We start from the raw sequence: 26,687 nt of genomic DNA on the forward strand, positions 1-26,687 counted from the left end.
GGGGGGGGGGGGCGGGGGGGGGGGGGGGGGGGAGAGGAGGGGGGGGGGGGGGGGGGGATGGGGGGGGGGGGGGGGGGGCGCCCCCTCCCCCCCCCCCCCCCCCCCCCCCCCCCCCGACGTGCGGAACCTCCGCCGCTCGGGGGGGGTACGACGGAGGCTCCGTCGACTCTTCTTCCCTGGCGCCGATCCGGATGCAGCAGATCCCGGGGAATTCACCCGGGTTCCTTCCAGGCGCCCGCTCAGGCGGCGCGCGCCTCCGTCGGGTCGAGCGGACCGAGCACGTAGTGCTCCACCGCCCGGGCCGGGTCCTCGCCCGGCGGCATCCTCGGCGGGCTGCCGGTCACCGCGCGGTCGGCGAAACCCCCGGCGAGATGCGGCATGCGGACGTCGACGACGCGGATGCCCCGTCTGCGCTGTTCACGCCCCACCACCGCGAGCCACGCGGCGAGCGCCGTCTTCGACGCCGTGTAGTCGGCTGTCCCCAGCGGCGGCTTGTCCACGACGATCCCGGTGACGACCACGACGGCTCCCCCGGGCTCCAGAGCCGGCAGCGCTCCCCGTACGACGGCCATGGGGGCCAGGGCGTTCACGGTCATGAGGTGCTCGGCGGCCGCGTCACCGACGTCCTCGGCGCGGCCGAAGCCCGCGACGCCGATCGCGACGACGACCGTGTCCAGACCTCCGAGGGCCCGCGCGGCCCACGGCCCCAGGGCGGCGCATCCGTCCAGGTCGTAGGCGTCGAAGGCGCGGTGCGGGCAGCCGCCCAGCAGGTGCGACCGCTCTTCCAGCCGCACCGCGTCACGGCCGGCGAGGGCCAGCGAGGCGCCTCTCCCCGCGGCTGTCCGCGCGGTCAGTCCCCCGATCATTCCCGTCGCCCCCACGACGAGCGTCCTCGCTCCGGCCATCGGCGGGCCTCCTTGGCAGACTGAGCCGATCCAATACTCGTACAGGGTTCCCCTCCGCGGTCCTTCCGGGATGCGCCCGCCCGCTTCCGCCGCGCGGTACGTCCGGAGGACGCCACCGGAAGGAATCACCGGAACACAGGCACCGCAAGAGGGTCCCCCTTCGGGACACCTCCCCGGCCAAGGGCTCAAACCCGCTTCGGTCGTCCGTCATGTGCGGCAGCCGCGGGCGAGTCCGTGGTGGCGGCGGTGCGTCCCAGTGAGGCCTCCTCGATGCGGCCGCCGTGACCGAGCAGGCCGGTCTGGTCGAAGGCGTAGTCGCGCATCAGGCGCGGCAGGTCGCGCCGCGACACGAGTTCGACGAAGAGGGGGAAGACGGGGCGCCCGACCTGGGCGAGCCTGAGCCAGGGCGGCGCGTAGACGGACCCCGCGCGCCGGTCGACGCCGCGGGCGATCCAGTCCGACACCTGCTCCACCGAGTAGACGCGGCGGGCGGGAGCGGGCATGTGTCCGCGCAGCTCCCGCAGGACCGTGTGGCGGTCGACGTCGCGGACCATGTCGGTGTCGGTCCAGTGCAGGTACGCCACGCCCACGGCGACCCCCTGGTGGGCCACTTCGGCGCGCAGGGAACGGGCGAAGGCCTCGGCGCCGGCCTTGGAGGCGCAGTACGCGCTCATCATGGGGGCCGCGCCGAACGCCGCCGTCGAGGCGACCTGGAGGAAGTACCCCCGTGTGCTCCGCAGCCCCGGGAGGAAGGAACGCGCGGTGATGGCGCTCCCGACGAGGTTGACCTCGACGACCCGCCGCCACGTCTCGGGGTCGGACGTCTCGAAGGGGCCGCCCTCGGCGACGCCGGCGTTGGCGATGACGACCGAGGGGGCGCCGAGGTGCCTGGTGACGTCGTCGGAGGCTCGGCGCATGGCCGCGTCGTCGGTGACGTCGACCTCGACGATGTGGCTCTCGGTCGGCAGGGTCCTGGCGACGGCTTCCAGCGTGGCGGCCTCCCTTCCGAGCAGGGCCACCTTCGCCCCTCGTTCGGCGAGCCGCAGCGCCAGGCCGGCGCCCAGCCCGCGGGCTGCTCCCGTGACGACTGCGGTTCGTCCCTGCACTGCCCGTGAGCGGGCCATGGCTGCCTCCTCGGGAACCGGCGGATCACGCGCACGGCGGCTGCCCGCCCGTCAGCCGGGTCACACGTCCGCGGCGGGCGACGTTCGCCCCTCCACGACCTCTTCTCCCCCGGCAGGCATCCGGATGCGGGCCGGGGGGAGGGCCCGCCTCACCCTGACGGCCCCGCGCCCGGGCACCGCCGGCGCCGCCGGACCACCGGCTCCACGCACCACCTGGTGCCTCGGACCCGTTTCGGGCGCCTCCGTCACGACGCGGTGGATCCTCCCCCGGCTGTGGTGGCGGCCACGATCTCCGCCCGTCGCGCCCGGGCCCAGGCGTACTCCGGGTCCATGGCGAGCGCCCGGTCCAGGTCCGCGAGGGCGAGATCGCTGCGGCCCAGGGCGTGCTGGGCAAGGGCGCGGCTGCCCAGCGCCCACGTGTAGCCGGGGTCGAGCCGCAGAGCGCGGTCGTACTGGGCAACGGCCTCCGCGTACCGGCCTCGTTCGCGCAGCGTCTCGCCCCGTTCGCCGACCAGCCACGGGTCGTCCGGGGACAGGGCCTGCGCCCGGTCCAGGTCCAGGACCCCTCCGTCGGCGTCACCCAGCGCGCGCCGGAGCCGCGAGCGCCTGACCAGGGCCCAGACGTAGTCCGGCTCCAGGGCGAGGGCCCGGTCGAGGTCCACCAGCGCCTCTCGGGGGCGGCCCAGGCGTCGCAGGACGTCCGCCCGGCTCGCCCGCATCCAGGTGGTGGTGGGCGCGATGCCGAGGGCTCGGTCGAAGTCCGCCAGCGCCTCGTCCAGGCGTCCGGCAAGGCGGTACGTCTCCCCGCGGTTCCCGAGAGTCCGCTCCCCGTCCGGCATCAGGGCGCAGGCACGGTCGTGGTCCTCCAGGGCCCGGTCGAAGGCGCCGAGCACGCGATGGGTCACCGCCCGCCCGGTGTACGGCCGCGGCGCGCGCGGGGACAGTTCGATCGCCCGGTCGAAGTCGGCGAACGCCTCCGCGAACTCCCCGCGTCTGCGGTACGCCTGCCCCCGGACCGACAGGGCCCCGGCGCGCCGGCCGTCGGTGAGTCCGGCCCGGCCGAGGAGCATGCCGAGGACGGCGATCGTGCCGCGCTCCTCGTCCCGCAGGGCGTCGAGCAGCCCGGTCCCCCATTCCCGCAGCACGCTCGCGTCGCCGTCCTCGCCGGCCGCCCGGACGGTGGCCGCCCAGCGGCGGGCCACCTCGGGTCCCTCGTCGCACGCGTCGACGCCGTCGTGGAGGATGGCGGGGAGCGCCTCGCGCGGGTTGGCGCACAGCAGGTGGTACGCCTCCTCCAGGCGCGCGGCCCGCCAGCCCTCCTCGCCCCAGCACAGGTGCGGGCCGAGGCCCCTGGCCTCGATCTCCCGGCGGTCGGTGAAGCAGCGCGCGAGCCGTTCGTGCGCCGCCCGCCATCGGCCGCCGGAGGTGGTGCGCTGTAGCCGCAGCATCGGTGCGCGGACGACCTCGTGGTAGCGCGCCCGGTCGCCGCGCACGTCGACGAACGGGAGGGCGCGCAGCCAGCCGAAGAGGTCCGTGCCCGGGTCGTCGGCGGCGGCACGGAAGACGTCCTCGTCCAGGTGGCGGGGCAGCGCACCGGAGAGGGCGGCCGCGCGGCGCACCGGGTCGGACTCCCCGCGCAGGAACCGCTCGACGGCCGTGGTGCTGGGATCGTCCACGGCGCCGGCCTGGGCGGCGGTTTCGGCCAGGGTGGACACGAGGACGGGGAGGCCGCCCGAGAGGCGCAGCACGTCCCGCACCACCGGCTCGGCGTGGACTCCGCGCCCGCCCAGGTAGGTGCGGGTCTCCGCCTCGGAGAAGGGGGCCAGGGGCAGGTCGACGACGAGGTCCGCCCAGTCGGCCCAGTACGCGGGTTCCAGGGTCCGCTGGCCCGCGAGGGTCACGACGACGTCGCCGGGCAGCGCCCCGTACCTCTCGCCGGCCAGCAGGTCGCGCAGCCAGCGGTCCAGGAAGGGTGCCGTCCGCTCGTACGTGTCGAGGAAGAGGGCCACCCACGGGACCTCGTCGGCGATCCGCCCGACCTCGGTGACGAACACCGGGGTGACGACCGAGAGCGGGTCCAGGACCAGTTGCACGTCGTCGTGGCTCCGCAGCCGGGCGCTGAGCACGGTCCGGAGCCGGTCGGCGCCCTCCGCGACCTGGCCGGGATCGAGCGCTCCGGCGAGTGCCCCGACGACCGGGAGCATCCCCAGGCCGGTGAGGGCCGCCTGGGCGGTCGCGCGCGCCGCCGGGGTCGGCGCTACGGGTTCCGCCGGGTCGCCGCCGGGAGCGCCGAGCGCGGACTCCGCCTCGTGACGGCGCTGCCGGTAGGTGTGCAGGAGGCGGTCGACCGCCTTCAACGGGTGCCCCTGCTCGCCGCATCGGGCGCTGACGGCGGCCATGACCTCCATGCCGCCGGCCTGGGAGTCGTCCGTGCGCGCGGTCACCGCACCGTGCTCGCGGGCGATCCGCTCCAGCTCCTGGAGCAGGGACGTCTTGCCGATGCCGGCGTTGCCGCGGACGTGGAAGAGGAAGCGGTACGCAGGATCCTCGGGCCCCAGGGCGAAGTTCCTCCGGTACGCGTCGAGTTCGGCTCCCCGTCCGAGGAATCCGGCGCGCCTTCGGCGTTGGATCAGCTCGCGCATCGACGGTCTCGGGGTGTGCGGGGCAGCGGCCATGCCGTGCAGTCTGGCAGCAGTGCGGCGGCTCCGTCAGGGGCCCTTCGCGCCCGCGGCGCGCGCGGCGGTCACGGTCGGGCGCCTGCCGGACCCGGTCATCGCCGGGGCGGGCTCGCCGGCACCGCGGTGTCGGCGTCGGTGTCGCGCAGCTCGGCCAGCAACTCGCTCTGTCCGGCCAGGAGTTCGGTGAGGATGCGTCGTGCGGCGCGCAGCAGGTCGGCCACGTCACCGCCGGCGAGTGCGTAGCTGACGGTCGACCCGTCCCGTACGGAGACGACGATGCCGGACCGACGGAGGACGGCGAGTTGCTGTGAGAGGTTGGACGGTTCGATGTCGATCTCGTTCAGGAGCTCGCGGACGGGCACCGGGCCGTTCTGGAGGAGTTCGAGGACGCGGATCCGGGCGGGGTGTCCGAGCATGCGGAAGAACTCCGCCTTGGCCTGGTACAGCGGCACCTGCATGCGACAACACTCCCACCCGGGTACGACGATTCCAAGGGCTACCGGCCGGACCTGCCGGTTTCTCCACGCCCAGCTCCTGTCATTCTCCCGCTTCCCGGCTCCGGCACGCCCCCCGGCTGATCACTTTCAGATGTGTCGAGTTGAAGAATCCTTCAACTCGTGGGCGCGCGAAGCCGGGAACGGGAGAGAACGACTACAGCTCCAGTTCCGCTTCGATGCGCTTCAGCTGGTGCCTGGCCATGGCCAGGTTCGCCCGCGCCTTGTCCAGCACGAGGTACAGGAACAGACCGTTGCCGCCACGGCCGCCGAGCAGCCGGATGAGGTGGTACTGGCTCCCGAGGGTGATCAGCACGTCCTCGATGTCGTCCCTGAGGTCCAGCATCTCCATCGTGCGGACCTTCGCGCGGATCACGTCGGTGTTCCCCGCCGCGGCCACCGACAGGTCGAGGTCCTTGCCCCCGCCCAGCGTCCCCAGCGCCATGCCGCTCGTGTAGTCGACGAGCGCCACCCCCAGACTTCCCTCGATCGAGGTCATCGCCTCCTTCAGAGACGTCTCCACAGTCAACATCAGTACTCGCTCTCTGTGTTCGCGACCGCCCGGCCGACCTCACGCCGCAGCCGGATCTTGAGCGCAGACGCTACCCACTGACCGCGAGGACGTCAGGGACATCGGAAATCCGGCCGGATTCCGTCCCCGTGATCCGACACCCGACGAGCCGCCCGCGAGGCCCCGGGCGCCGGAGCGGACGGCGGGGGGGCATGGGCGGGCAGGTCGTCGGTTCTGCCGCGAGAGGCGTTGCTCGACCCCTCGGCCGGGGGTCGCCGGAAACCCGGATGCCGCCGTCGCCCCACGCCCCTACCCTCACCCCATGCACCATGAATCCGCCCTGCTGAACGTCATCGACGTGGAAGCCACCTGCTGGAACGGACAACCGCCGCCCGGGTCCGTCAACGAGATCATCGAGATCGGCCTCACCGTCGTGGACGTGCCGGCCCGCCGCCGCGTGTCCCGCCACCGCGTGCTGGTCCGCCCGGCCCGGTCGACGGTGAGCGCGTTCTGCACCGAACTGACCGGCCTGACCCAGGCGGAGGTGGACCGGGGCGTCACGTTCGCCGAGGCGTGCCGGATCCTCGCCGAGGAGCACGGCGCCGGGGTACGGCCCTGGGCCAGCTGGGGCGAGTACGACCGCCGGCAGTTCGCCCGGCAGTGCCAGGCCGACGGGATCCCCTACCCCTTCGGCTACCCGACGGACCGTACCCACACCAACGCCAAGGCCGTGTTCACCGACGCGTACGGGCTCCGCAGGAAGCCCGGCATGGCGCAGGCCCTCCACATCGCGGGCCCGCCCCTCGAAGGGCGCCACCACAGCGGCGAGGACGACGCCTGGAACATCGCGGCGCTCGTCCTCGACGTGGTGAACCGTGAGGCGTGGCCGCAGAAGGTCCCGCACTCCTGAACCACGCGCCCCAACAGGTCTCCACGCCGCGGACGCGCTCCGCGAAGGGGCAGGATGGGGCCATGATCGGCTACTGGAACCCCCTGCCCACGGCCCGCCAGGTACTGGAGGACACAGGGGAGCGCGCGGAGGACCTCTTCACGGGTGCGTGGGAGCAGCGGAACTGGCGCAACGTGCCGGGGCCCTTCTACACCGGCGAGACCGACAGCATGGCCATGGGACGTCTGGACGCTCCGGACCACATCGCCTACGACGACGACCTGGGCGGCGGTTTCGGGTTCGAGTTCGTCTATCGCCAGCCGGTCGACGAGACCCAGACGGCGGCCCTGATCCACGGCAGCCTGCTGGAGTTGGGCCGGGGCTACAACTGGGACGGCGACGACCACTGGACGGTGGAGTCCGTCCGCGACTGGTGGCGCGAGCGCGGCCGGGTCAGGGAATGGGCCGTGGCCATCGCGGCGGACTGGGGCGCCGACAGCCACCCCGGCTGGGGCTTCAACGCCGATCCCGTCTACCGCGGTCACTACCAGGACGCGGCGCAAGGGCATCGGGACTTCATCGCCTACCTGGACGACGGGCTGGAGACCTACCTGCGCGGCTACCTCTTCTGGCTCGACCGACGCCGCGAGGCTCGCGCCGACGAGACGCTTCCCCGTCTCTAGGGGTGCGTCCCGGGCCGTCAGCCCGCCGGGAGGATCGCGAGGCCGAGCGCCGTGAGCTGGGCGAGGACGGGGTCGTGGGGGTCGGCGTCGGTGATCAGTCCGCTGACGTCGGCCCAGGACAGGACGCGGAAGCGTGAGGCCGTGCCGATCTTCTCGGACGAGGCGAGGATGTAGGTCTCGGCCGCTCGGGAGGAGAGGGCGCGCTTCATGGCGGCTTCCTCCGCGTCACCCGTGGTGAGTCCCGCGTCGGGGTGGACACCGGTGACGCCGAGCAGACAGAGGTCGGCGGAGACGTTCTGCGCGGCTTCGACCGCGGCGGCGCCGCAGGTGACGGCGGAGTGCTTGAAGAGGCGGCCGCCGAGGAGGAAGAGCTCGGTCTGCGGGTGGTCGAGGAGGGCCGCGGCGATCGTGGGACTGTGGGTGATGACGGTGCAGGCGAGTTCCCTGGGGAGCGCGCGGGCGACGGCGAGGGCGGTGGTGCCGCCGTCGAGGATGACCGCGCTGCCCGGCCGCACCAGTCCGGCGGCCACGCCGGCGACCTTGCGCTTGCCGTCCGGGGACACGGACTGCCGGGCGCCGTAGTCGACGACGGCGGGGGACACGGGCAGGGCGCCGCCGTAGACCCGCTGACAGAGGCCCTCGGCGGCGAGGTCGCGCAGGTCGCGACGCACGCTGTCCTCGGAGATGCCCAGCTCGGCGGCGACGTCCTTGGCGACGATCTTCCCCTGGGCGGCGAGCAGGCCGAGCAGGTGGTCACGTCGTTCAGCAGCCAGCATTCACGTTCCTTCATATTCTTGCACGATTCTGCATGTATCTTAGCGCCTCGGACCGACACGCTCCGCCCACCCCGCAGGAGGCCCCATGACCAGCCGCCCCGGCGTCGACACGCCCGACCACCGCGGCCGCACCGGCCTCGACCAGGCCGGTCGCGACCTCGTCCGCAACCCCGCCGTCCGCGTCCGCGACGTCGAGGTCACCTCCCAGGGCTGGCACGTCCTGCGCCGCACCACCTTCGACTACCGGCGCCGCGACGGGCGCTGGGAGTCCCAGCAGCGCGAGACCTACGACCGCGGGAACGGCGCCGTCGTCCTTCCGTACGACGCCGCGCGGGGCCGCGTCCTGCTCACCCGGCAGTTCCGCTACCCGGCCTACGTCAACGACCACCCGGACGGCCTGCTCGTCGAGGCCGCGGCGGGCCTGCTCGACGCGGACGACCCGCTCACCGCGATCCGCCGCGAGAGCGCCGAGGAGCTCGGTGTCACCCTTGACTCTCTCATCCACGTCCTCGACGCCTACATGAGCCCCGGCTCCGTCACCGAGCGGCTGCACTTCTTCGTCGCCCCGTACACCCCGGCCGACCGCACCGGTGCCGGCGGCGGACTCGAGGAGGACGGCGAGGACATCGAGGTCCTGGAGCTGCCCTTCACCGAGGCGCTGTCCATGACCCGCGACGGGCGCATCGCCGACGGCAAGACCATCCTGCTCCTGCAGTGGGCGGCGCTGTACGGCCCGTTCGCGCGGTGACCCCCGCGGTCCGGCGCACGCCACGGACCGGGCAACCACTCCCTCGCCGAGCGGGGGCCTGACGTCGACCCCTGCGCGAGGGCCCCTCCCGTGTTCGGGAGGGGCCCACAGGCGTTCAGCGGTGTCAGTCGCGGATCAGCCACCAGTCGTCGGGCTGTTTCGGCTCGAGTCGGCGACTGGCTCGACGACCACCCGACCTCGCCCGCCGCGTCCTCGACGGCTGGTGGTGGAAGGGCAACCTGCACCGGGTCGGCTACTCCGGCTCCGGCGAGGACGGTGACGCGGGCGCCGGCCTCCTCGGGGTCGGGAAGCGATGGCCCACCCCCTGGTCGTTCTGGTTCTGGCCGTGGACGTAGACGGAGTGGACGTCTCCGCTGCTGTCGACGTACCTCATCGCCGGCCTCTCCGCCGGGTTCCGCGGCGGCAGGTGGTAGCCCCGCGCCTCCGCCTCCCGGCGGCTGAGCAGGCCGTACCGCCGATCCGACGGCAGCCGCTCCGACGCGTCGCTCTCGGGCTCCTGAGCCGTGAGGCCGACCGAAGCTGCGGACGCACGCGGCGATGAGGGCGTTCTCGGCGGACGAGATCCTGGCGTGCTTGGCTGCGGTGAAACCGTGGCGCGCCGGCGGCAGACGGAAGGCCGGCGAGGACTCCTCGCTCGTTCCGCGTCCCGCCCATCGGCCCGGGCGCCGTGGAAGCCGGCGCGGTGACCCGCGGAGAGGACGATCGGTCCGGCACGAGGGGCGCTCGTCCCGGTACGCCCCGGCGCTCCTCCTGGGACTCCTACGCGGGCGGAATCCGATACACCGACACATGCGAGCGCGACTCGGCGGTGAAGGCGCCGCCCTCCCAGTCCGCGTGCCTGCTCTCGAGCTCGAACCCCGCCATCCGGGCCATGAGGTCCAGCTCGGCCGGCCAGATGTAGCGGTGCGGACTGCGGAACAACGTCGCCTTCTCCGTCTCGTCGAACCGGAAGTGGTGCGACACCACCCGCTGCCGCAGGACGTCATAGGTGTCCAGCCCGATGTATCCGCTCTCGGACTGCCACACCGTGGCCGTCTGTCCCGCCGGAAGACTCCGCAGCTCCGGCACCCACAGCTCGATCACGAACCGCCCACCGGGCACGAGATGACGGGCGGCATTACGGAAGCACTGCACCTGCTCCTCCTGCGTCAGCAGGTTGGAGATCGTGTTGAACACCAGATAGACGAGGGTGTACTCCCCCGGGGCGACGGCGACCGCCGTGTCCCCCATGACCACCGGAACCGTCGCCTCGTCCGCCTTGGTACGCAACTGCTCCACCATCGGCCCCGACAGCTCGATCCCGGTGACCTCCACGCCCCTCTCCGCCAGCGGCACGGCCACCCGCCCCGTCCCCACCGCGAACTCCAACGCCCGCCCGTCCCCCGCGAGCTCGACCAACCGCTCCACCGTCGGCCCCAGCACCTCCGGCGCGAACATCCCGGCACCGGGCGTGTCATACCGCTGGGCAGTCTCGGTGCCCCAGATCTCCTGCTGCTGCATGCCCTCCACGCTCCCCACCCGCCCCCACGATGTCCACCGAGTTTCGACACCACCACCACCGGTTTCGGGCCGCCTGGCCGACGCACCCCTGATGCTCGGCCTCCGACCCCCAGCGCAGTGCGACGCGCTCAACTCCACATCGAGCGACCGTCTGCCGATCCCTCAGCGCGAATCCCTGCACGGTCATGAGCGGTCCTCCTATGATCTTGCCTCCCGCCTCCTCCGGCTTCCGCGGTTCCGCGCGGCGCCGGGAAGGCATCACCGGCCGAACCAGTGGAGCGTGATGATCTCGAAGCAGCGCGGCACCAGCATTCGTATCTTCCTGATCGACGGAACACCCCAGGGAATGCGTCTGACCGAACGCATAGGTTGGACCGGATGCTGCCTGAGTTTCTCGCGCTCCGACTACGCCCGAGCCCGTCAGCGCGAGGAGCTTCGCAACTCCGGCGTCTACGTGCTGGTGGGAAGGGACCCTGAAGGACTGCGCCCCAGGCTGTACATCGGCGAGGGTGAGGAGGTGAGGATCCGCCTGGACTCCCACTACCGGGACAAGGAGTTCTGGAGCCACGCCTTCGTGTTGTCGACGAAGGACGACTCGCTCAACAAGGCGCACGTCCGGTATCTCGAGGCACGCCTGATCTCCATGGCCCAGGCCGCGAAGACCTCTTCGCTGGAGAACGGCACCAGTCCCTACACGGCGGGAAGGCTCTCCGAGCCGGAGACAGCAGACATGGAGGCGTATCTCGACGAGGCTCTCGTCCTGCTGCCCCTGCTGGGGGTGACCGCCTTCGAGATCTATGACGAACCGACCGACGTGGCGACGACCGCCGTGACGAAGGAGGACCGGGCGGACATCACGGGAACGCGGTACACCCTCACCGCCCCCCTGACCGAGGCCGAAGGCTACAGCGACGCACGGGGCTTCGTCGTCCTTGCGGGAGCGCGATCCCGCAGGGAGACCAAGGTCATGCTTCCCGGGTACGAGAAGATCCGCGAGGAGCTGATCAAGGAGGGAGTCCTGGTCGACGAGGGCGTCGACCAGTACCGGCTGACCGGCACGTACGTCTTCGACAGCCCTTCGAGCGCGGCCAGCGTGCTGTGCGGGGGCAGCAAGAACGGCCGGACGGCCTGGAAGGACGACCAGGGCAGGACGATCAAGGACAACGAAGCGGCGACTGCGGCGTCCCCTGCCTGACCTGGTCGCTTCCGGAGCCAGTCGACGTCATCCGGCGGGCAGCCCAGCGTCAGGCCAGGCGCGGCCCGCGGGGTGTCTGCGGCCACCGGCCCCGCCGCCCGTCAGTCCCTGGCTTCGTTCATCTTGCCGAACGGCACGTGCACGCTGGGGGTGCTTGCGGAGGTGCCCGTCAGGTGGCTGACCTGGTCGTCGAAGAAGATGTGGGGCCGGAGGATGCTGGTGATCGTGCTCTTCTCTATGCCGCCGAGGAAGAACGCGTCGTTGACGGTCACGCCCCAGCCCTTGAGGCTGCGGACGGCGCGTTCGTGGGCGGGGGCGTTGCGGGCGGTGACGAGGGCGACGTGGACGCGGAGCTTGTAGTCCGGGTCCCGGAGGCGTTGCTCCTCCTCGCGCCGCTGGAGGCGGTTGACGTGGGCGAGAAAGTCGCGGAGGGGCCCGGGGTCGTGCGGGGTGGCGGCGTTCGTCGCCTCGTGGGAGCGGAAGCGTTCGAGTCCGTCGGTCTGGAAGACCTGCTCGGAGGAGTCGTCGGCGAGGACTCCGTCGAAGTCGAAAGCGATCCGCAGGTCGGCGTCCTCGTCCTCCTCGACGGCGGCCGTGCCGAGGACGTGGCCGGCGGGCAGGCCGAGGGCCACGGCCTCGCGGACGTCGGTCTCGTTCGCGGACAGGAAGAGCGACATGTTCAGCGCGGGCATGAACCGGTAGGGCGACCGGCCCTGCATGAAGATGGCCCGGGTGATGGGCAGACCGTGTTCCTGGATCGAGCGCATGACGCGAAGCCCCGTGTCGGGGTCGTTCCGCGACAGGACGATGACCTCGACCAGGGGGTCGTCCGAGGCCGGGCTCAGGTCGTTGAGGGACAGCAGCCGCCGGATGAAGGAGAACGCGACCCCCTTCGCGAGGGTGTCGTCCAGATGCGCCTCCTGGTACGCGCGATACGCCTCCTCTCCCTCGTCGCGGAACACGGCATCCGCGTCCGCGAGGTCGAACAGGGCGCTGGACGCGATACCGATGACCAGCCGTCCTCGAAGGTCGTAGGGGGGCACGGCACTCTCCCTTGCATCCACACGCACACCGGTGTCGCCGATCATATAGATCACCACTCCCCCACCCACCCAGGTGAACGGGCTCCCCGTCCGGCGCTCGACACGGCCGTCGAGGACCTCGCGTACACCGCCGCTGAAGGCGTCGACGAGCGCCGCGCGGTCACTCGGTAGAGGTACTCCCAAACGAGCCTCGGCCAACGTCCAGTTGACGAACTCCACGGCGTGTGACGGCCAACCGGCCGCCGCACGGAAACCCTCACTCCACTCCGCCCTCAAGGCCAACTGCTCAGCCTGCGACGGAGAACCAGGCGCGGGGAGCCGACCACGGACTCAAACCTCGTTCACACGTCATCGGGCGAAGGTGTCCTGAACGGATCGCCACGCCCGACCGGCGGCACCCAGCACACCGTGCGGATCTCTACGCTGGGCGGGTCGACGATCTCCGGGGACGACCGAGTTGCACCGGCCTCGCCGTACGGATCGTCCGACCGCGTACACAGTGGGACGGCAAGGGCACTACGGACTCCCCCTTCGCCGCCGTTCGAAAGGAGTCTTCATGAATCTGCCTGCATCGGGCAGGCGCGTCCTCGTCAGCGGCGCGTCGCGCGGCCTCGGACGCGCGATGGCCCAGGCGTTCGCCGCCAACGGCGACCGGGTCGCCGTGCACTTCGGCTCACGCACCGACGACGCGCGCGCGACCCTGGACTCCCTCACCGGCACGGGCCATGTACTGGTCGGCGGCGACCTCACCGACCCGATGGGCGCCGCTGCCGTGATGGACATGGCGACGGAAGGGCTCGAAGGGCTCGACGTCCTCGTCAACAACGCCGCGGTGAACATCCGCCACCCCCTGCCGGAGACCTCGTACGCGGAGTGGGTGGCCGTGTGGCAGAAGCACGTGGCGGTGAACCTGCTGGCCACGGCGAACCTGAGCCACCTCGGCGCCCGCCTCATGATCAAGCAGGGCACCGGCGGGCGGATCGTGAACATCGGCTCCCGCGGCGCCTTCCGCGGAGAGCCCGACCACCCCGCCTACGGGGCGACCAAGGCAGCGGTCCACGCCCTCGGCCAGTCGCTCGCCGTCTCCCTCGCCCCGCACGGCATCGCGGTCGCCTCGGTGGCCCCCGGCTTCTTCACCACCGAGCGCGTCGCACCGCGCCTGGAGGGACCGGAGGGCGACGCGATCCGTGAACAGAGCCCGTTCGGCCGCGTGGGTTCCACGGAGGACGTCGCCGCAGCCGTCCTCTGGCTCGCCTCCCCCAGCGCCGAGTGGTCGTCCGGCACCATCCTCGACCTCAACGGTGCTTCCTACCTGCGAAGTTGAGGTGACCGACCGACCGCGGGCCGCGTCGTGCGCGACGCGGCCCGCGGTCGGTGGCGATGGCTCCCGGCGGTGGCGGCGGCTCCCGACGGTGGCTGTCGATGTGGTGGCGGCGGCTCCCGGCGGCGGCTGTCGACGTGGTGGCGGTCGGCAGCGATGTCGGTGGGTGAGGACGGTGACGAGAACGGCCCCGCTCAGCCCGCGACCGAACCCCTCGGCCGTGCACGGTGCGCACGCCAGGCGGCGAGCGCCTCGGCGTGACTGCCGCCCGGATTCCCGGCCCTCCAGTCACGCAGGAAGCGGTTGAGTTCGAACTGAGCGCCGATCTCCTGCGGCTGGGCGGCCGCCCGGCGCGTGGCATGCCAGTGAGCGACGGCATCGGCCAGAGTGCGTCCCGCCCCCTCCGCGACGAACGCCCGCATGGAGGCGTCGAAGTGGAAGCCCGCCCCGATCTCGCGCCGGAAGAACTCACGCAGCACCTGACTGCACCTCTGCCCCTGCGGGAGGACCGTGGCCCCGTCCACCGGCGCCGAGAGTTGACGGCCGGCACTCGGCCTCCGAGGCGGCGCGGCGGGCAGTTCCGCGCCGTCCAGCGCAGCCCGCAGCCGCTCCGCGAGCGCCACCTTCCCGCCTCCCCGCGCCACCCCGAGCTCCCGGGCCAGGCCGGTCAGCTCGGCCAGCGTCCAGTACCAGCGGGACAGCTCGTCGCCGCTCAACGCCGCACTGAGTACCGGCCGACCCGGCACCCCCATATTCGAACCCATGTACCCATAATAGGAGGGGTGCCACGCAGTGCGGCGCCCCTCCCCGAGCAGGATCAGGGGAAGTACAAGGCCGCCTTCTCCAGGACGTGCTTCGTGAACATGCCGCCCCAGACGACCCGACCCCGGTACATCGTGGTCCGCACGGCGTTCGGGGCGGTCTGGACCGTGATCGGCCGGCTGATCAGCGTCGTGTCCAGGATGCGCGCGTCCTGGGCGGCCCACTGCGCCGCGTCCGGCCTGACGCGCGCACTCACCAGCGCGGGAAGGACGAACGCCGCGTTACGGGCACCGCGTATGCCGCTGCGCAGGCTCTTGGCGTAGCGCATGGCCCACGTGGTGAACTCCGCCATGGTGGCCGCGTCGACCTCCGGCACGTCGGCGGCGAAGACGAACACCTCGACCTTGGTCCCGAACCACCGGGCCTTCCGGTCCGCGCGGCAGCCGATCACCACCCGATGGTCCCTCCACTCCGGCGAGGTCACCGTGCAGCCGTCGGCCGTCAGCCGTCCCTGGAGCGCCGTGAGGTACGTGGCCGCCGCGTCGGCGGTCGATTCAGTCGCATGCTGATCCATGCGCGGATCCTCCAACACCCTTGCCCCACAAGGGAAGAGGCTCAGAGAAGCCGCCGATGCCCGGCTCCGCCCCAACTACTCGTCCCGTATCCCGGCCACCAGCCAAGTGACCGCTGATGCGCGTGCGACGCCCCTACCATCCCGTCGGCTTACACCTCCTCGTCCTGGGTACGCGGGGGCAGATGGCCGGTGGCCCTGAGGGAGGACGCATGCGTGTGATCGGGTGGGGAAGCCCGCGCAGACAGAGCAAGACGGCCGGTGCCGGCGCGGGCAAGCGGACGGTGATGCGCGTCGCGTCCCGGGTCAAGGGCGCCGGGACACGGCCCGCGGCGAAGACGCCGGTGGAAGCCGATCCGAAGGCGGTCGAGCCCAAGGCCGCCAAGACCAAGGAACGCGAGGCCAGAAAGCCGAAGCGTGCGGAGACGGTGCCCACGGCGACGGCCGCCCCGGTCCGTCGCCGGCCCGGCCGGGTGGTCCGGGCGCTGGCAGCGCTGACGGCGATCGTCGGCATGGTGGCCTTCGCCGTCGTGCTGGCGAAGCTGACGCTGGAGGCGTCCCCGGCGTCCGTACCGCTGACGCACAGCAACCTGACGCCGGGCAGCTCGATCGAGGCGTACCTGAACCAGCCCGCCTTCATCGAGACCGTGAAGCAGCTGGGGGGCAACATCGCCCTCGGTGTCCCGTTCGGCATCCTGCTGCCGCTGCTGTCCCGCAGGGCCCGCGGCTTCATCCGGGTGGCGCTGGTGACGGCGGGCACGATGCTGCTCGTGGAGCTGGTGCAGGGCGCGCTCATCACGGGTCGGGCGTTCGACATCGACGACGTCATCCTCAACACGACGGGTGCGCTGCTCGGCTACGTGCTCCTCGGCCGGCGGCTCGGACGGGCCGTCCATCCGCCCCGTAAGACCCGCTGGTGGCAGCGACGGCGGCTCCAGGACTCGGCGGCCGTGGCCCCGGCCTCGGCGACGAGGTCCTGACGCCGGGGTTCGGACCGACCGGGTCGCCATCGTCACGGTCGGGCTCCGGGACCTCCGACGTCGTTCTCGGGTCCGGGGAGTGCCTGCCGCGGTTCGACAGCAGAAATCCCCCACGACGCGCAAAGGGCCGAGCGAGCCCCGAAGGCCCGCTCGGCCCTTTGCGTTGCCTCCGGCGGCCCCACCCGCTCGCCCTGGACTTCGGGCTCGGCGGGGCGGGTGGGAGCACGCGGGGTCAGATCAGTTCGCGTTCACGAGGTCGTGCGCGGGGACGGTGACGGTGCGCCGGCCGGGGGTACCGCCGAGGACGACCTTGCGCAGGGCGCTGTTGTTGTCGAGGTTGGTCTCCTTCAGGCGCTTGGCCGGGTTGGCGAGGACCTGGATGTAGTAGGTGCCGTTGGGCAGGTCCGTGATGTCGAAGGACTGGCCGGGCAGGTCCTGGGTGTAGGTGTCACCGGAACCGACGTCCAGCACCTCGCGGACGGAGATGGAGTTCTCCTGGCCGCAGGCGGTGGAGAGGTCGGTGTTGTAGGGGTGCCAGTTGGCGTTCTTGACCGTGTAGTCGACGGCGTCGGTGTTGGCCAGGCAGAACGCTTCCTTGCCGCTCCGGACCGCTTCCTTCTGGTCGGCCTTCAGGAGGCGGTAGCTGGCGAAGTCGGTGAAGTGCCAGTGGACGTGACCGGGGCGCGGGTCCCACTCCATGGTGCCGGTCGGGGTGTAGCCGACCTGCTTGCCGTTGGCGTCGTAGAAGTACTGGTAGGCGTCCATCGTGGCCTTGCCGGGCGAGCGGAAGCCGTCGACGACGAGCTGGGCCGGGCCGGCGTTCCACACGTTGGCGCTGAAGGCGAGGTAGTCCTTGCCGGGAACGTTCTGACCGCCGTCGCTGATGGTGATGCCGTACGCCGGCAGCGACCGGAGGTCGGGCTTGGGCACGTTCGGGACGGACGGGGTGCCGGTGGGCCGCTTGGCCTGCGGCGCCAGCGCCGGGGCCTGGCGCGAGCCATCGGTCTGGCCGGCGGTGTCCCCGGCCTGCGTGTGGGCGAGGGCCGCGGCCTGCTGCTTCTTCACCGCCCACGGCACGGCCGGCGGTGCGGCCTTCAGGGGCCCGTGGCCCACGTTGTACGTGGGGCCGCCCCCGCTGGTGTCGGGTGCGGCGACCTGGGCGGGCGTCGGATCGTGACCCGGACCCCCGTGCCCGGCGTGGGCGGCCGGAGCCTGGTGGGAGCCGCCGTGCCCGGCGTGCCCGCCGGTGGCGGTCAGCCCGGCGGCCGCGGCGCCGCGGCCTTCGTCCCAGCTGCGCTCCTGGATGGTGACCTTCACCGTCGCCGGCCGGTCGGCGATCCCGAAGAGGTCCCGGTACTTCTTCGCGACGCCGATCTTCGCCGTGTAGGTGCCGGCGGCGAGCTTGACCGGCTGCGTGTAGGCACCGCCGTAGGTGTTGGCGGCCCACCCCTTCTCCACGCCCCACACGGATCCGAGGGTGAAGGGGTTGGTGGGGCAGCTCTCCGGGTACTTCGACGTGGCCGGCGCATCGGGCCGGACCCGCCCGCTGGCGTTGTTCGGGCAGAAGCTCTCCGTCCGGCTGAAGACCTTCTTGCCGTCCTTGTCCGTGACGGTGATCTCCGCGAAGCCCGGCAGGCCGGAGAAGTCCTTCACCGTCCCCGCGGGCAGGACCTTCGCCTTGGCCTTGCCGCCCTCGTACACCGTCTGGGTGATCGTCACCGGGTCCTTGTACGACGTGCGGGTCACCTTCAGCTCCAGCGGATTCCCCTCCGCCGTCAGGTACGTCCCCAGGTCCAGGTAGACCCCCGGCTCCTCCTTCCAGGAGGTCAGCGTGACCGAGTCGGTCGCCGCGATGAGGCTCAGCTTGGGACCCGTCGCGGCGCTCGCCTGCTCGGGACTGGCGGCCATGAAGCCCGCCGTCACCGCCATGGCGGCAACAGCCGTGGTGCCGGCCAGCAGCGGACGCCGCAGGCGGGTGGTGCGCGTGGTGGTCATCGTTCCCTCGTCCTCCGGATGCTCTGAAAAGGAAGCCGCCAGCGGGCCACTCCGCCTCGCGTGCCGGTAGAACGGACCCGGCCGCCGCGGTGGCAGCCACTCGCTGCGCCCGTGCGGTGAGAGGGCACGTCATGGCGCCTGGTTGTCCCAAGGTTCCTCAATCACCGGAATGTTGGCCGAATGCCGCCGCTTTGATGGAAAACAGACGGTCACTGACCGGCGTACGGGAAGGGAGGGCCTGAGCAGCCCCGCGAAGGAGCGAAAACCAGCACGTAATACCGCCGGATTACCGGAATTCCCGCGCTTTCCTGGGACAGGACGCACCGCTGACCGGCAACTCCGCAGCGTCCAGGGTCACTCGCACCCGACGAACAGGCGGAGCCGACCGGAATCGAACCGGCGTCCTCGCGATTTTGGAGACCGCGCGCGTCGACCTCTGCGCTACGGCTCCGCCCGGCAGGATCGTACAAGGCACTCCCCACCGGTCACACGGAGGCCCTGCCCGGTTGCATGGCCTGAGACCGGATCCGACGGGGCCGGCCGCGTCCTGAAGCCCCGTCCGATGCCGCAGGAGACGGCGGCTGTCGGCCCCTGCCAGTCTCGTTCCCCGGCCACGTACTCCAGGTAGTCCGACAGCCGCGCCTCTCCGGCATCACGCGCTCGGATCCACGTTCCACGCCTCCGGCAGTTCGCCGCCGCAGAACACACAGACGAAGTCGTCCTCCCTCACGATGTTGTGCTCCTGGCAGCCAGGGCAGCGGCGGAACACCACCTCATGGGTGAAACCGGAGGGCCTGGCGAGCCCGATGGCGTCCACAGCACGCGCAACGTCCGGCCAGGAGTCGATGTCGGGGCAGTACCCGGTGGACTGGTTACTGACCTCGCCCACGGCCCATCGATCCCCCTCCCGCACGAAACCGATCTCGCCGGCACTCAGCACCATGACACCGCCGCGTCAACCGACGCCAGTTCACGCCGCCCCTCCGCGACCGCCCAGCCGAAGGCCTCGCGCCCTGCTCCCGGTACTCCCCCGGCTTCCGGCCGGCATTCGCCCCGTGGCCGTCCGGAGACGGCACGAGGACCTGACGCTCCGCCTGCGCTGTGAGCTCCCAGTGCGCCTCGTACGCGCTTACCCGATAGGCCTCTTGATAGGCCGCCAGGGCAGCGGCCACGCCCGCGCTCGCCGCGCCCCGACGCCGCACACGGCGTGCCGGCCACGCGAGGGCGACGACCACGGCCGTGAGACCTCCGAAGATCGTCACCAACGCCACGACGTCACCGCTCATGGCGGCGAGGCTACGCCGGACCGCCCGCTCAGGTCTCGGCACCCCGGACCGAGGGCCCGCGCATCTCTGCGGTGCCAGGGCACCTTCGTCAGTGGCCGGGCGGAAGCCTGTCCCGCACACGAACGGGCCCGCACTCGCACCTGCGAGAGCGGGCCATGTCCCGCAGGCCGTGAGCGGGCACCTGCGGGATTCGTCCTAGCGCAACCTGCCGCCGGAGGCGGTGGCAGCTCAGTGAGCGCCGAGCCAGGCGGCCTCCGCGCCCACTTCCCAGCCGCTGTCCGAGCAGGAGCCGGTGAAGATCGTGCCGTACACGGACGGAACACCGGTCAGCGCGCAGTGCGAGGTGAAGCCGGCGCCACCCTCGGAGAAACTCCCGATTCCGACGCCGTCGTTGGCGAGCGCGGCACCGGCGCCGCCGAACAGGATGCCCACGGCCAGGACAGACGCGGCCAGAGAACGCATAGCTACTCCTCAAGATCTCCGAATGACGTGCCAGAAAGTGCCCGTCGGCCGGTCAAACGCCCCCGGGAACGACGGGATACGGCGTCTCACTCCAATGCCCGACAGCGGATCTCAGGGCCGTACTCGTGCAGAAACGATGTCCTCCAACGGCCGCTTGAAGATCTTCCTCACACCGATGACCTGGCCTTTGTCACCCACATGCCGCCGCCGGCATGTTCCGGCACGAGCAGCCCGTCCAGGTCCACGATCACCTGCCGACCGCACACGCCGGGCTCGGCCCGCAGCATCGCGCTCTACCGGACGGGCCCGGGACGCGTCGCGCGCCCGGGCCCGTCCCGCATCGGTGCACGTACAGGTCAGCGGACCTGGACGGAGGCGACCAGAGTGTTCAGGTCCGGCCAGAGCTTCTTGTTCGTCTCCGGCAGGACGACCCACAGCACCGAGGGGCGGACCCGCCCGGTGTCGACCACGAGGACCGCGTTCAGGTCCATCGTGGACGGCACCCCGCGTTTGTGGAAGTGGATCTCGCTGACCAGGAGCCAGGCGTCATGTCCGTCGACCTTCAGCGGCTGCGAGGCGACGTCGACCAGGATCGCCTGGTCGCGGGGGTACTCGTAGCGCCGCCGCTCGTCCATCACCGCGCCCGCCACACCCCGCAGCTCCCCGGTGCCGCCGGCCGCGGCCATGATGTCCTCGTCGACCTGCGTGGACTTCACGAGTGCGCGCTGACGCCCCTCCTGTTTGCGGGTGAAACCGTCGAAGACCGGATCCAGCGTCTCGCTCCGGTCCCACGTGCCGCCCAGCTCCGCGTACTCCAGGGAGGAGTCCGTGACGGTGCCGATGACCGGCGAGCCCTTGCCCGGGTAGTCCGGCACCTTGACGGTCCCGGTGAGCCGCCGCTCCTCGGGCAGCGGGGAGACACCGGGGGTGAGAGTCGGCACGGGGATGGCCCGCTGCGGGGCGTCGGCGGTGCTGCCCGCGCAGGTGGCGGCCGAGGCGTCCGGTGTGCTGTGCACCTGCTGGACCACCTTGCCACCGACCAGCACGGTGCACGTGAGAGTGCCCCCTTCCTGGTCCTCGCGGCTTCTGACGTCCAGATAGAAGTCGGCGCCCGCCGCCAGCTCGACGGTCTTGCGGTACGGCAGGATGACGACACTGTGGGACTCGTGGTCACCGTTCGCCTCCCCGACGGTGAGGTTCACCGAAGGGTGGTCGCCCGTCGCGATGTAGGTGACCTCGACCCGCCGGGGCTCCTTGTCCGGGGACGCCCCGTCGTCGCTCGGGTCGCCGACGGCCAGGGCCAGACCCAACGCGCCGAGCGTGACCACTTCGAAGAGGATCACCAGGGCGCCGACCAGGTAGAACCCTCCCGGGATCCGGTCGAAGGTCTTCTTGCCGCGGCCGGAGTGGAACTCGGGTCGCGGCTGGGATGTCTGCGTCATGTCGTCCTCCCCCTCACGCCCGGCCGCCGTCGCCGGACCGGCGGTCGGCCGGCTCGTCGGCGAACCGCGTGGCCAGCAGCCCCGCCTCCCGCGCCTCGTCCAGCATCCGGTGCAGGTCCTGGAACCGGGACCGGTCGACGAGCCCTTCGATCTCGGCGACGGCCAGCTCGTCCCGCACCGTGTTCACCACCAGCTCGTGCATGTCCTCGCCGAGTTGCTCCAGCTCTCGTACGGCCTCCCACTCGCGGTACGCCGCGTCCGCCGCGCGGGTGTTCTCGGCGTACCGCTCCAGCGCCTCCACCCGCTCCTCCAGCGCGCTCGACGACAGCCGCAGCGCCTGACGCTGAGTCCGCAGCACCTCCTCCACCCGCGACCCGGAGGCGTCCCCGGCAGCGGTGCGCACCTTCCGCGCCAGCCGGGTCAGCTCGGCCAGGCGCTGCGCGATCTCGTACTGCTGGGCCGGCAGCGTCACGTCGTTGGCGATGTCGTCCAGGAGTCCTTCACGGTCGACCTGCGACTGCAGCACCGCCGTCACGGCGTCCTGGGCGCGCTCCATCCGGCGCAGCGGCGAGTGGCCCAGCAGCTCGCGCAGGGAGTCGTCGCCGAAGTCCTCGGCCAGGTAGTAGCGGCCGTGGCGCAGCCGGGCCACCCGCTGCCGCTCGTCGGTCCCGCAGCGGAGGACGACGATCAGCAGCCAGGCCAGCAGGTGCACGACCACGACGGTCAGGATGAACGCCTCGAACCCGAAGTGGACCCCGACCCAGATCAGCCCCGCCTGCGCCGCGAGCCCGACGGCCAGGCCGGGCCACACGCCGATCAGCGCCCACAGGATCGTCACGGGCAACAGGGCGCACACCGCGGAGACCCCCAGGGCCGTCCAGATGTCCGCCTTGGTACGGCCGCCCAGCCCCGGCTCCTCGGGCAGCGGCAGCGTGGCCGGGAAGAGTCCGTCGGCGGACTTCTCCAGCAGCGCGCGCTCCGCGTCGTCGAGGGCCGGATCCACCACCGGCCGCAGCGCAACGTCCTGCGCCATTCAGCAACACCCCCCACAGGTTGGGGAGATCGTGACACACGCCGGAGGTCCTGCCCGCGTCACCCCTGTGCGCGGCCGCCGACTGAGACGGCGCGACCTCGAAGGCAAGCTGTCTTCCGCCCTTGGCCCGATGCCGCCGAGGCCGACGAGGTGTGACGCTCAGCCGGAGGCGCGAGAGCCGCCCCTGTCCGGTTGCCGGCGCTCCCCGCCCTGCCGGCGCCGAGGCACGTCTCAGGTGAAGAAGCGCATCGGGTCGCACCCGCGCGCCCACGTCGAGTGCGGCGGCCGGGCGGTGGTCTCGCAGGCCGGAGTAGGCCGGGGCGATGCTGCTGGTCGAGACGGTCCGCAAGACCGGGGTGGAGCTGCTCGACGCCTGCCACCACGTGTCGGCCCTCTCCCTCTGCCGCGTCGTTCCTCGTGCGGGGACGGCGCCCGGTCCCGATCTGCTGAAGGACCTCGCTCAAGCCGTGGACGAAGCGGGGACCAGCGGGATCGAGGTGAGGGAATCGGTCGATCCGTCCGGGTCGCCACATGCGGGGCGGGAGATCCTCCGCCGGCAGGTGACCGAGGAGTACACGCAGCCCGTGGTCAGGTTCTCCGACCCTCGCCTGCGCACGTCGGTGGAGATTCTTCAGACCGGTGAACTCGCCGGGGCCGTCGCTGACATCGTCGAGGCGGAGCTCGGGCCCGTCCGACACCGCGCCGAGGTGGGCGGTCCCTCTGATGGCGACGTGTGGTGGCGCAACCTGCTGTTGGTCACCGACGACTGGGCCACGATCCTGCACCTCGGGGTCAGCGACTGATAGACACCTGGCACATCTCTCCCGGGCAGCCATGGGGGTGTTCACAGCCCAGCCTCGTGTCTTCTCTCCTCCGGCTCGTCGATCAAGCCGAAGTCGGCCAACCGCAGGCTGCCCGGGCACCGCACCGGATCTCGACCGCGACCGCGACCGCAACCGCAACCGCAACCGCAACCGCAACCGCGCAAGCCTGCTGCCGGGTCTCCCTCAGGCCCGCGACGCACCTTCCCACGGCGCCGGGTTCAGCCTCGGCAACCGTACGCCGCGGCCAGCTCCGCCAGACCCTTCAGCCCGCCGTCCGCACCGCACCCCTTGCCCACACCGGCGAGCAGGATCACCCGGGCCGGGACGCCGGATTCCGCGTATGCCGCGAGGCGGTGGTGGCCGTCCAGGACCGTGGCGACGAGCCAGCGCTCGTCGTACTCGGCCTGCACGTAGCGGTCGTCGATCCAGCCGAGGACGACGGCCGCGGGGCGCGCGCCGGCGGCGATGGCCGCCGCGTGACGGGCGACGGTCGCGGGATCGAGGTCGTCGGGCGACTGCGAGGGCATGAGGGCGCCGTACGTGGACGGCACCTGGCCGGCCGGTACGGGTGAGGTGAGCTGGAAGTGCGAGGTGCCGGGCCAGTGGTCCTCAGGGCGGCTCCCGCCGTCCGCGGAGTCGTCGCCGTCTTCCTGGATGCGGGCCGCTGTACGGCGGAACCACCATGAGCGGGCCGGGTCGGTCACGTGCTCCAGCGGGAGGTCGAGCAGCAGCGCGCGGTAGTGGCCGGTTTCGAGTTCGCCGAGGAGAGGGCTCCATTCGGCGAAGAGCGCCGTGTCGAGCCGGTCCAGGCCGGCCAGGCCGCCGCGCAGGCGCTCCGCGGTTCGGGCCGCCTGGTCGTGGGGCCAGCCCAGCAGCGTCAGGCCCAGTTCGCAGGTGTCGCACGAGGAACCCATTCCGTAGAGCGGTTTCCCGTCGAAGGTGAGGGATCGGTCCCAGCGCGGCCAAGTGCTGCCGGGTGCAGGGGGGTTGAAGGCGACGCGGATACGGCCCGCGCCGCCGTCGACGGAGAAGCGGGCCTGCGTCCCGGACTGCACGACCACGTCGCGCACCACAGCGGGGGTGCGCTGGGTGCCGCCGTCGGCCCACGCGGCGCGGACGGCCGCCGCGTACACCTCTCCGCCGGCCAGTTCCGGCAGGAGGGGGTCGCGTCCGGTGAGCCGTACGAGGGCGTGGTGGACGTCGTGGACGCGGGTTTCGGTGGTCTGGGACAGCCAGCGCAGGAGGTGCGGTACGGCGGCGGGGTCGCCCATCAGCTCCAGGGCGACGACGAACGCGGTGTGGTCGAGTCCCCGGACGTCCGACAGGCGCGTGGCGATCGGAGCCGTCCATTCCCGTGCCCCGAGGCGGCCCAGCGCGAGGGCGGCACGACAGCGGGGCGCGGCAGGGTCCGCGAGGAGGTCGCCGAGATACGGTGCGAAGGAGGGATCGCCGCTGAGCCCCATGGCGTCGACCAGCTCGGGAGCGGGCGTGACGTCGGCGCGTGCACCACGACCTGTCTGCGGCGGGGCATCCGCCGACTCCGCGACGAACGCGCGCAGCAGGTCGGCCGGCAGACGGAGTCCACAGGAGACCGCGGTGCGCAGCAGGTCTCCCCGCTCCTCGTTCGTGAACGTCGGGTCGGCGATCAGTCTCCGCAGGACCGCCTCACCAGGCTCGCCCAGAAGGCGGAGGAACCAGGAGAGGTGCGGGCGGAGTGCGGAACGGTCCGCGTCCGACCGGTACACCTCCTCGGCCGCCTCGGCGAGTCCGTCCGGGTGCTCGGAGTGGAGCAGGTACAGCGCGGTCCATGGGTCCTGGGCGCGCAACGCGGCGTGCAGACGTGCGAGTACGGTCTCGTGATCCCCCATGCGAGCAGTATCGACCACGACCCGCGGCTCCGGTTGACTCCCCCGACGAGCGACGCGAAGCTCGCCTCCACCGGTCGAGGCCGGGGGACGAGCTCAGGGTGGGGCAAGGTCGGGTCGGTGCCGGAGTCGGCGCCGAGGTCGGCGCTCACGCCGGGGCCGGAGTCGACGTGGCGGTCAGGCGAGACGTGGTCGGGTCACTGGAACGTCAGCCGGTGGGGGTGGGACGGGTCAGTCGGGCAGGTGTGGATGCGCATCAGGCCGCGGCCCAGGTAGACGCCGACCGGGTCGATCACCCGCGGGTCGTCCGCCGCGTCGCGGTCCTCGGCCGGGAGCCAGCTCCGCGAGGCTCCGTCGCATTCCACCGTGGCGACGGTGAGCAGGGGCGGCATCGTCGTGTCGCACGTCGGGCAGTCCACCGGGGCGGGATCGGTCAGATGCCAGGAGGCGAAGCCGCCGACCTTCCAGCCCGGGGCGATCGACAGGTCGCTCATGTAGTCGGTCTCCTCGGGGTCCTGCGCACGGGCTGCCGCCATGGCGGCTTCGTACTCCGCGTACGTCGCGTAGCTCGCCGAGGACGCTTCTTGCCCGTGACCGTCCTCCGTTCCGCACTCCGCGCTCCCCTCACCCCCGTCCTCGTCTTCCTCCCCGTCATCGCCGAGCAGTCCCTCCTCCCATTCCGCGATCTCCTCCTGGAGGTCCTCGGCGAGCAGCCCGAGGTACTCGTACTCGACGACCTGTTCCGGGTGGAGGACGCAGGGCGTGGGGACGGATTCGGCGCGGCCGACGACGGGTGGTTCGGGCTGGGGATTGAGCACGGCGCCGACCTCGGCCGCTCGGCGCCACCTCAGTTCGACATCGACGGTCCGGTCGTGGCCGTGGGCTTCGAAGGGGCACCAGAACACCTGGAGCAGGTCGTACCCGTCCGGGGCGACGAGGTCCGGGACGTCGCGGGTGGAGAGCTGGGCCACGGCCAGCATCGGCAGCGGGGCGTCGTCGGGGAGGTCCGGGAGGTGGGTGGCTCGGGTCATCGCGTCGAGCACGCGCCGCTCCTCCTCGGTGAGTTCCCGGCCCCTGGCCTCGTCCAGGACGCGTCGGCGGAGCCGTACGTCGGAGAGGAGGTGCCCTGTGCCCTTCGGGTGGGAGGCGGTGCACCTCGGCCACGGTTCGTCCGCCGGCCACAGGAGGGGTCCTGCCACCGAGCTCGCCGCCGGATTCGCCGTCCCCTGGCGGGGGTGCAGGCGGGTGGCGGTCCGCCGACACCCGGCGAGGGCGGGAAACAACTTCTCGACGTCGACGGGGCGTGGGGGCGTGGTGCGGGCCATGCGCTGATCCTCCAGGACGGTTCCGTACGATGCTACGCGCCTGGTGAGAGGCTCTGTACCCGCGTGGCGTCCGGCCCCCCGCCCCTGATCCGCCCCCACCCTCGACCGGGCCGACCGCGCCCCGGCCTGAGCTGCCCTGGGCCCGACGTGCGTCGTGAGGAGAGCGCGCCTCCCGGACGAAGCCGGGACGGATCGATTGGCCTGGCGGCACATGACGGCCAGGCGCATCCGTCCCGGGCCTGGCGTGAGGTACG

Annotated in this window: 23 protein-coding genes, 1 tRNA gene and 1 pseudogene; 7 read left to right on the forward strand and 18 right to left on the reverse strand. The window is 72.1% G+C overall.

Annotated features, from left to right (window positions below; translation table 11 throughout):
* Positions 1–239: 239 nt before the first annotated feature.
* From ACZ60W_RS25695 to ACZ60W_RS25715, 5 genes are all read right to left on the reverse strand, one after another.
* Positions 240–905, reverse strand: a complete 666-nt coding sequence (locus tag ACZ60W_RS25695) for an SDR family NAD(P)-dependent oxidoreductase (RefSeq protein WP_469757727.1) — start codon at positions 903–905, stop codon at positions 240–242.
* Between the two features lie 185 nt (positions 906–1,090).
* Positions 1,091–2,029, reverse strand: a complete 939-nt coding sequence (locus ACZ60W_RS25700; RefSeq protein WP_469757728.1) for an SDR family oxidoreductase — start codon at positions 2,027–2,029, stop codon at positions 1,091–1,093.
* A gap of 245 nt (positions 2,030–2,274) precedes the next feature.
* Positions 2,275–4,704: a tetratricopeptide repeat protein gene (locus ACZ60W_RS25705; protein WP_469757729.1), complete on the reverse strand. Its 2,430-nt coding sequence runs from the start codon at positions 4,702–4,704 to the stop codon at positions 2,275–2,277.
* A gap of 95 nt (positions 4,705–4,799) precedes the next feature.
* Positions 4,800–5,165 carry an ArsR/SmtB family transcription factor gene (locus ACZ60W_RS25710; protein WP_469757730.1) on the reverse strand — a complete coding sequence of 122 codons (366 nt, stop codon included), beginning with the start codon at positions 5,163–5,165 and terminating at the stop codon, positions 4,800–4,802.
* 193 nt (positions 5,166–5,358) lie between these two features.
* Positions 5,359–5,733 (reverse strand): hypothetical protein, encoded by a 375-nt coding sequence (locus tag ACZ60W_RS25715; protein WP_384879252.1) that lies wholly within the window; start codon positions 5,731–5,733, stop codon positions 5,359–5,361.
* Positions 5,734–6,034: 301 nt separating this feature from the next.
* On the opposite strand from ACZ60W_RS25715, the gene ACZ60W_RS25720 reads away from it, so the two are divergent.
* Together ACZ60W_RS25720 and ACZ60W_RS25725 are read left to right on the forward strand one after the other, a co-directional pair.
* Positions 6,035–6,622, forward strand: coding sequence for a 3'-5' exonuclease (locus ACZ60W_RS25720; protein WP_469757731.1), 588 nt, complete (start codon positions 6,035–6,037; stop codon positions 6,620–6,622).
* Positions 6,623–6,684: 62 nt separating this feature from the next.
* Complete coding sequence (locus ACZ60W_RS25725; protein WP_469757732.1) at positions 6,685–7,284, forward strand: hypothetical protein; 600 nt, start codon at positions 6,685–6,687, stop codon at positions 7,282–7,284.
* Between the two features lie 17 nt (positions 7,285–7,301).
* Here the strand turns inward: ACZ60W_RS25725 and ACZ60W_RS25730 are convergent, their stop codons facing one another.
* Positions 7,302–8,060, reverse strand: a complete 759-nt coding sequence (locus tag ACZ60W_RS25730) for a DeoR/GlpR family DNA-binding transcription regulator (RefSeq protein ID WP_469757733.1) — start codon at positions 8,058–8,060, stop codon at positions 7,302–7,304.
* An 85-nt stretch (positions 8,061–8,145) separates the two neighbouring features.
* Here ACZ60W_RS25730 and ACZ60W_RS25735 point away from each other — a divergent pair, with 85 nt between their 5' ends.
* Entirely contained in the window at positions 8,146–8,808 is a 663-nt protein-coding gene (locus ACZ60W_RS25735) for an NUDIX domain-containing protein (protein ID WP_469757734.1), read from the forward strand.
* A gap of 780 nt (positions 8,809–9,588) precedes the next feature.
* On the opposite strand, the gene ACZ60W_RS25740 is transcribed toward ACZ60W_RS25735, so the two are convergent.
* Positions 9,589–10,329 (reverse strand): class I SAM-dependent methyltransferase, encoded by a 741-nt coding sequence (locus tag ACZ60W_RS25740; protein WP_469757735.1) that lies wholly within the window; start codon positions 10,327–10,329, stop codon positions 9,589–9,591.
* 283 nt (positions 10,330–10,612) lie between these two features.
* Here ACZ60W_RS25740 and ACZ60W_RS25745 point away from each other — a divergent pair, with 283 nt between their 5' ends.
* Positions 10,613–11,524: a GIY-YIG nuclease family protein gene (locus ACZ60W_RS25745; RefSeq protein ID WP_469757736.1), complete on the forward strand. Its 912-nt coding sequence runs from the start codon at positions 10,613–10,615 to the stop codon at positions 11,522–11,524.
* Positions 11,525–11,625: 101 nt separating this feature from the next.
* Here the strand turns inward: ACZ60W_RS25745 and ACZ60W_RS25750 are convergent, their stop codons facing one another.
* Positions 11,626–12,567, reverse strand: a complete 942-nt coding sequence (locus tag ACZ60W_RS25750; protein WP_469757737.1) for a 5'-nucleotidase — start codon at positions 12,565–12,567, stop codon at positions 11,626–11,628.
* A gap of 556 nt (positions 12,568–13,123) precedes the next feature.
* Between ACZ60W_RS25750 and ACZ60W_RS25755 the strand changes: the two genes are divergently transcribed.
* Complete coding sequence (locus tag ACZ60W_RS25755) at positions 13,124–13,891, forward strand: SDR family NAD(P)-dependent oxidoreductase (protein WP_469757738.1); 768 nt, start codon at positions 13,124–13,126, stop codon at positions 13,889–13,891.
* 191 nt (positions 13,892–14,082) lie between these two features.
* On the opposite strand, the gene ACZ60W_RS25760 is transcribed toward ACZ60W_RS25755, so the two are convergent.
* Together ACZ60W_RS25760 and ACZ60W_RS25765 are read right to left on the reverse strand one after the other, a co-directional pair.
* The gene (locus ACZ60W_RS25760) at positions 14,083–14,652 is read right to left on the reverse strand and encodes a DUF6434 domain-containing protein (protein ID WP_469757739.1); all 570 of its coding nucleotides are present in this window, start codon (positions 14,650–14,652) and stop codon (positions 14,083–14,085) included.
* Positions 14,653–14,705: 53 nt separating this feature from the next.
* Positions 14,706–15,224 (reverse strand): hypothetical protein, encoded by a 519-nt coding sequence (locus tag ACZ60W_RS25765; RefSeq protein WP_469757740.1) that lies wholly within the window; start codon positions 15,222–15,224, stop codon positions 14,706–14,708.
* Positions 15,225–15,433: 209 nt separating this feature from the next.
* Between ACZ60W_RS25765 and ACZ60W_RS25770 the strand changes: the two genes are divergently transcribed.
* Positions 15,434–16,201: a VanZ family protein gene (locus tag ACZ60W_RS25770; RefSeq protein ID WP_469757741.1), complete on the forward strand. Its 768-nt coding sequence runs from the start codon at positions 15,434–15,436 to the stop codon at positions 16,199–16,201.
* Between the two features lie 237 nt (positions 16,202–16,438).
* Here the strand turns inward: ACZ60W_RS25770 and ACZ60W_RS25775 are convergent, their stop codons facing one another.
* The 6 genes and pseudogenes from ACZ60W_RS25775 to ACZ60W_RS25800 all read right to left on the reverse strand — a co-directional run bounded on the left by ACZ60W_RS25775 (position 16,439) and on the right by ACZ60W_RS25800 (position 22,419).
* Complete coding sequence (locus tag ACZ60W_RS25775) at positions 16,439–18,196, reverse strand: lysyl oxidase family protein (protein ID WP_469757742.1); 1,758 nt, start codon at positions 18,194–18,196, stop codon at positions 16,439–16,441.
* A gap of 376 nt (positions 18,197–18,572) precedes the next feature.
* A tRNA-Trp gene (locus ACZ60W_RS25780) sits at positions 18,573–18,647 on the reverse strand.
* A gap of 201 nt (positions 18,648–18,848) precedes the next feature.
* Positions 18,849–19,148, reverse strand: a pseudogene (locus tag ACZ60W_RS25785) (hypothetical protein); the annotation flags it as partial.
* A gap of 562 nt (positions 19,149–19,710) precedes the next feature.
* Positions 19,711–19,944 (reverse strand): hypothetical protein, encoded by a 234-nt coding sequence (locus tag ACZ60W_RS25790; RefSeq protein ID WP_469757743.1) that lies wholly within the window; start codon positions 19,942–19,944, stop codon positions 19,711–19,713.
* 356 nt (positions 19,945–20,300) lie between these two features.
* The gene (locus ACZ60W_RS25795) at positions 20,301–21,386 is read right to left on the reverse strand and encodes a hypothetical protein (RefSeq protein ID WP_469757744.1); all 1,086 of its coding nucleotides are present in this window, start codon (positions 21,384–21,386) and stop codon (positions 20,301–20,303) included.
* A 13-nt stretch (positions 21,387–21,399) separates the two neighbouring features.
* On the reverse strand, positions 21,400–22,419 hold the full coding sequence (locus ACZ60W_RS25800) for a hypothetical protein (RefSeq protein ID WP_469757745.1): 1,020 nt from the start codon (positions 22,417–22,419) through the stop codon (positions 21,400–21,402).
* Positions 22,420–22,742: 323 nt separating this feature from the next.
* Here ACZ60W_RS25800 and ACZ60W_RS25805 point away from each other — a divergent pair, with 323 nt between their 5' ends.
* Positions 22,743–23,222 carry a hypothetical protein gene (locus ACZ60W_RS25805; RefSeq protein ID WP_469757746.1) on the forward strand — a complete coding sequence of 160 codons (480 nt, stop codon included), beginning with the start codon at positions 22,743–22,745 and terminating at the stop codon, positions 23,220–23,222.
* Between the two features lie 239 nt (positions 23,223–23,461).
* On the opposite strand, the gene ACZ60W_RS25810 is transcribed toward ACZ60W_RS25805, so the two are convergent.
* Entirely contained in the window at positions 23,462–25,111 is a 1,650-nt protein-coding gene (locus ACZ60W_RS25810; RefSeq protein WP_469757747.1) for a hypothetical protein, read from the reverse strand.
* A 194-nt stretch (positions 25,112–25,305) separates the two neighbouring features.
* A complete protein-coding gene (locus ACZ60W_RS25815; protein WP_469757748.1) occupies positions 25,306–26,433 on the reverse strand; it encodes a hypothetical protein in 1,128 nt (375 codons plus the stop codon).
* Positions 26,434–26,687: the final 254 nt, after the last annotated feature.

The sequence above is a fragment of the Streptomyces sp. NPDC104202 genome, assembly GCF_055584185.1.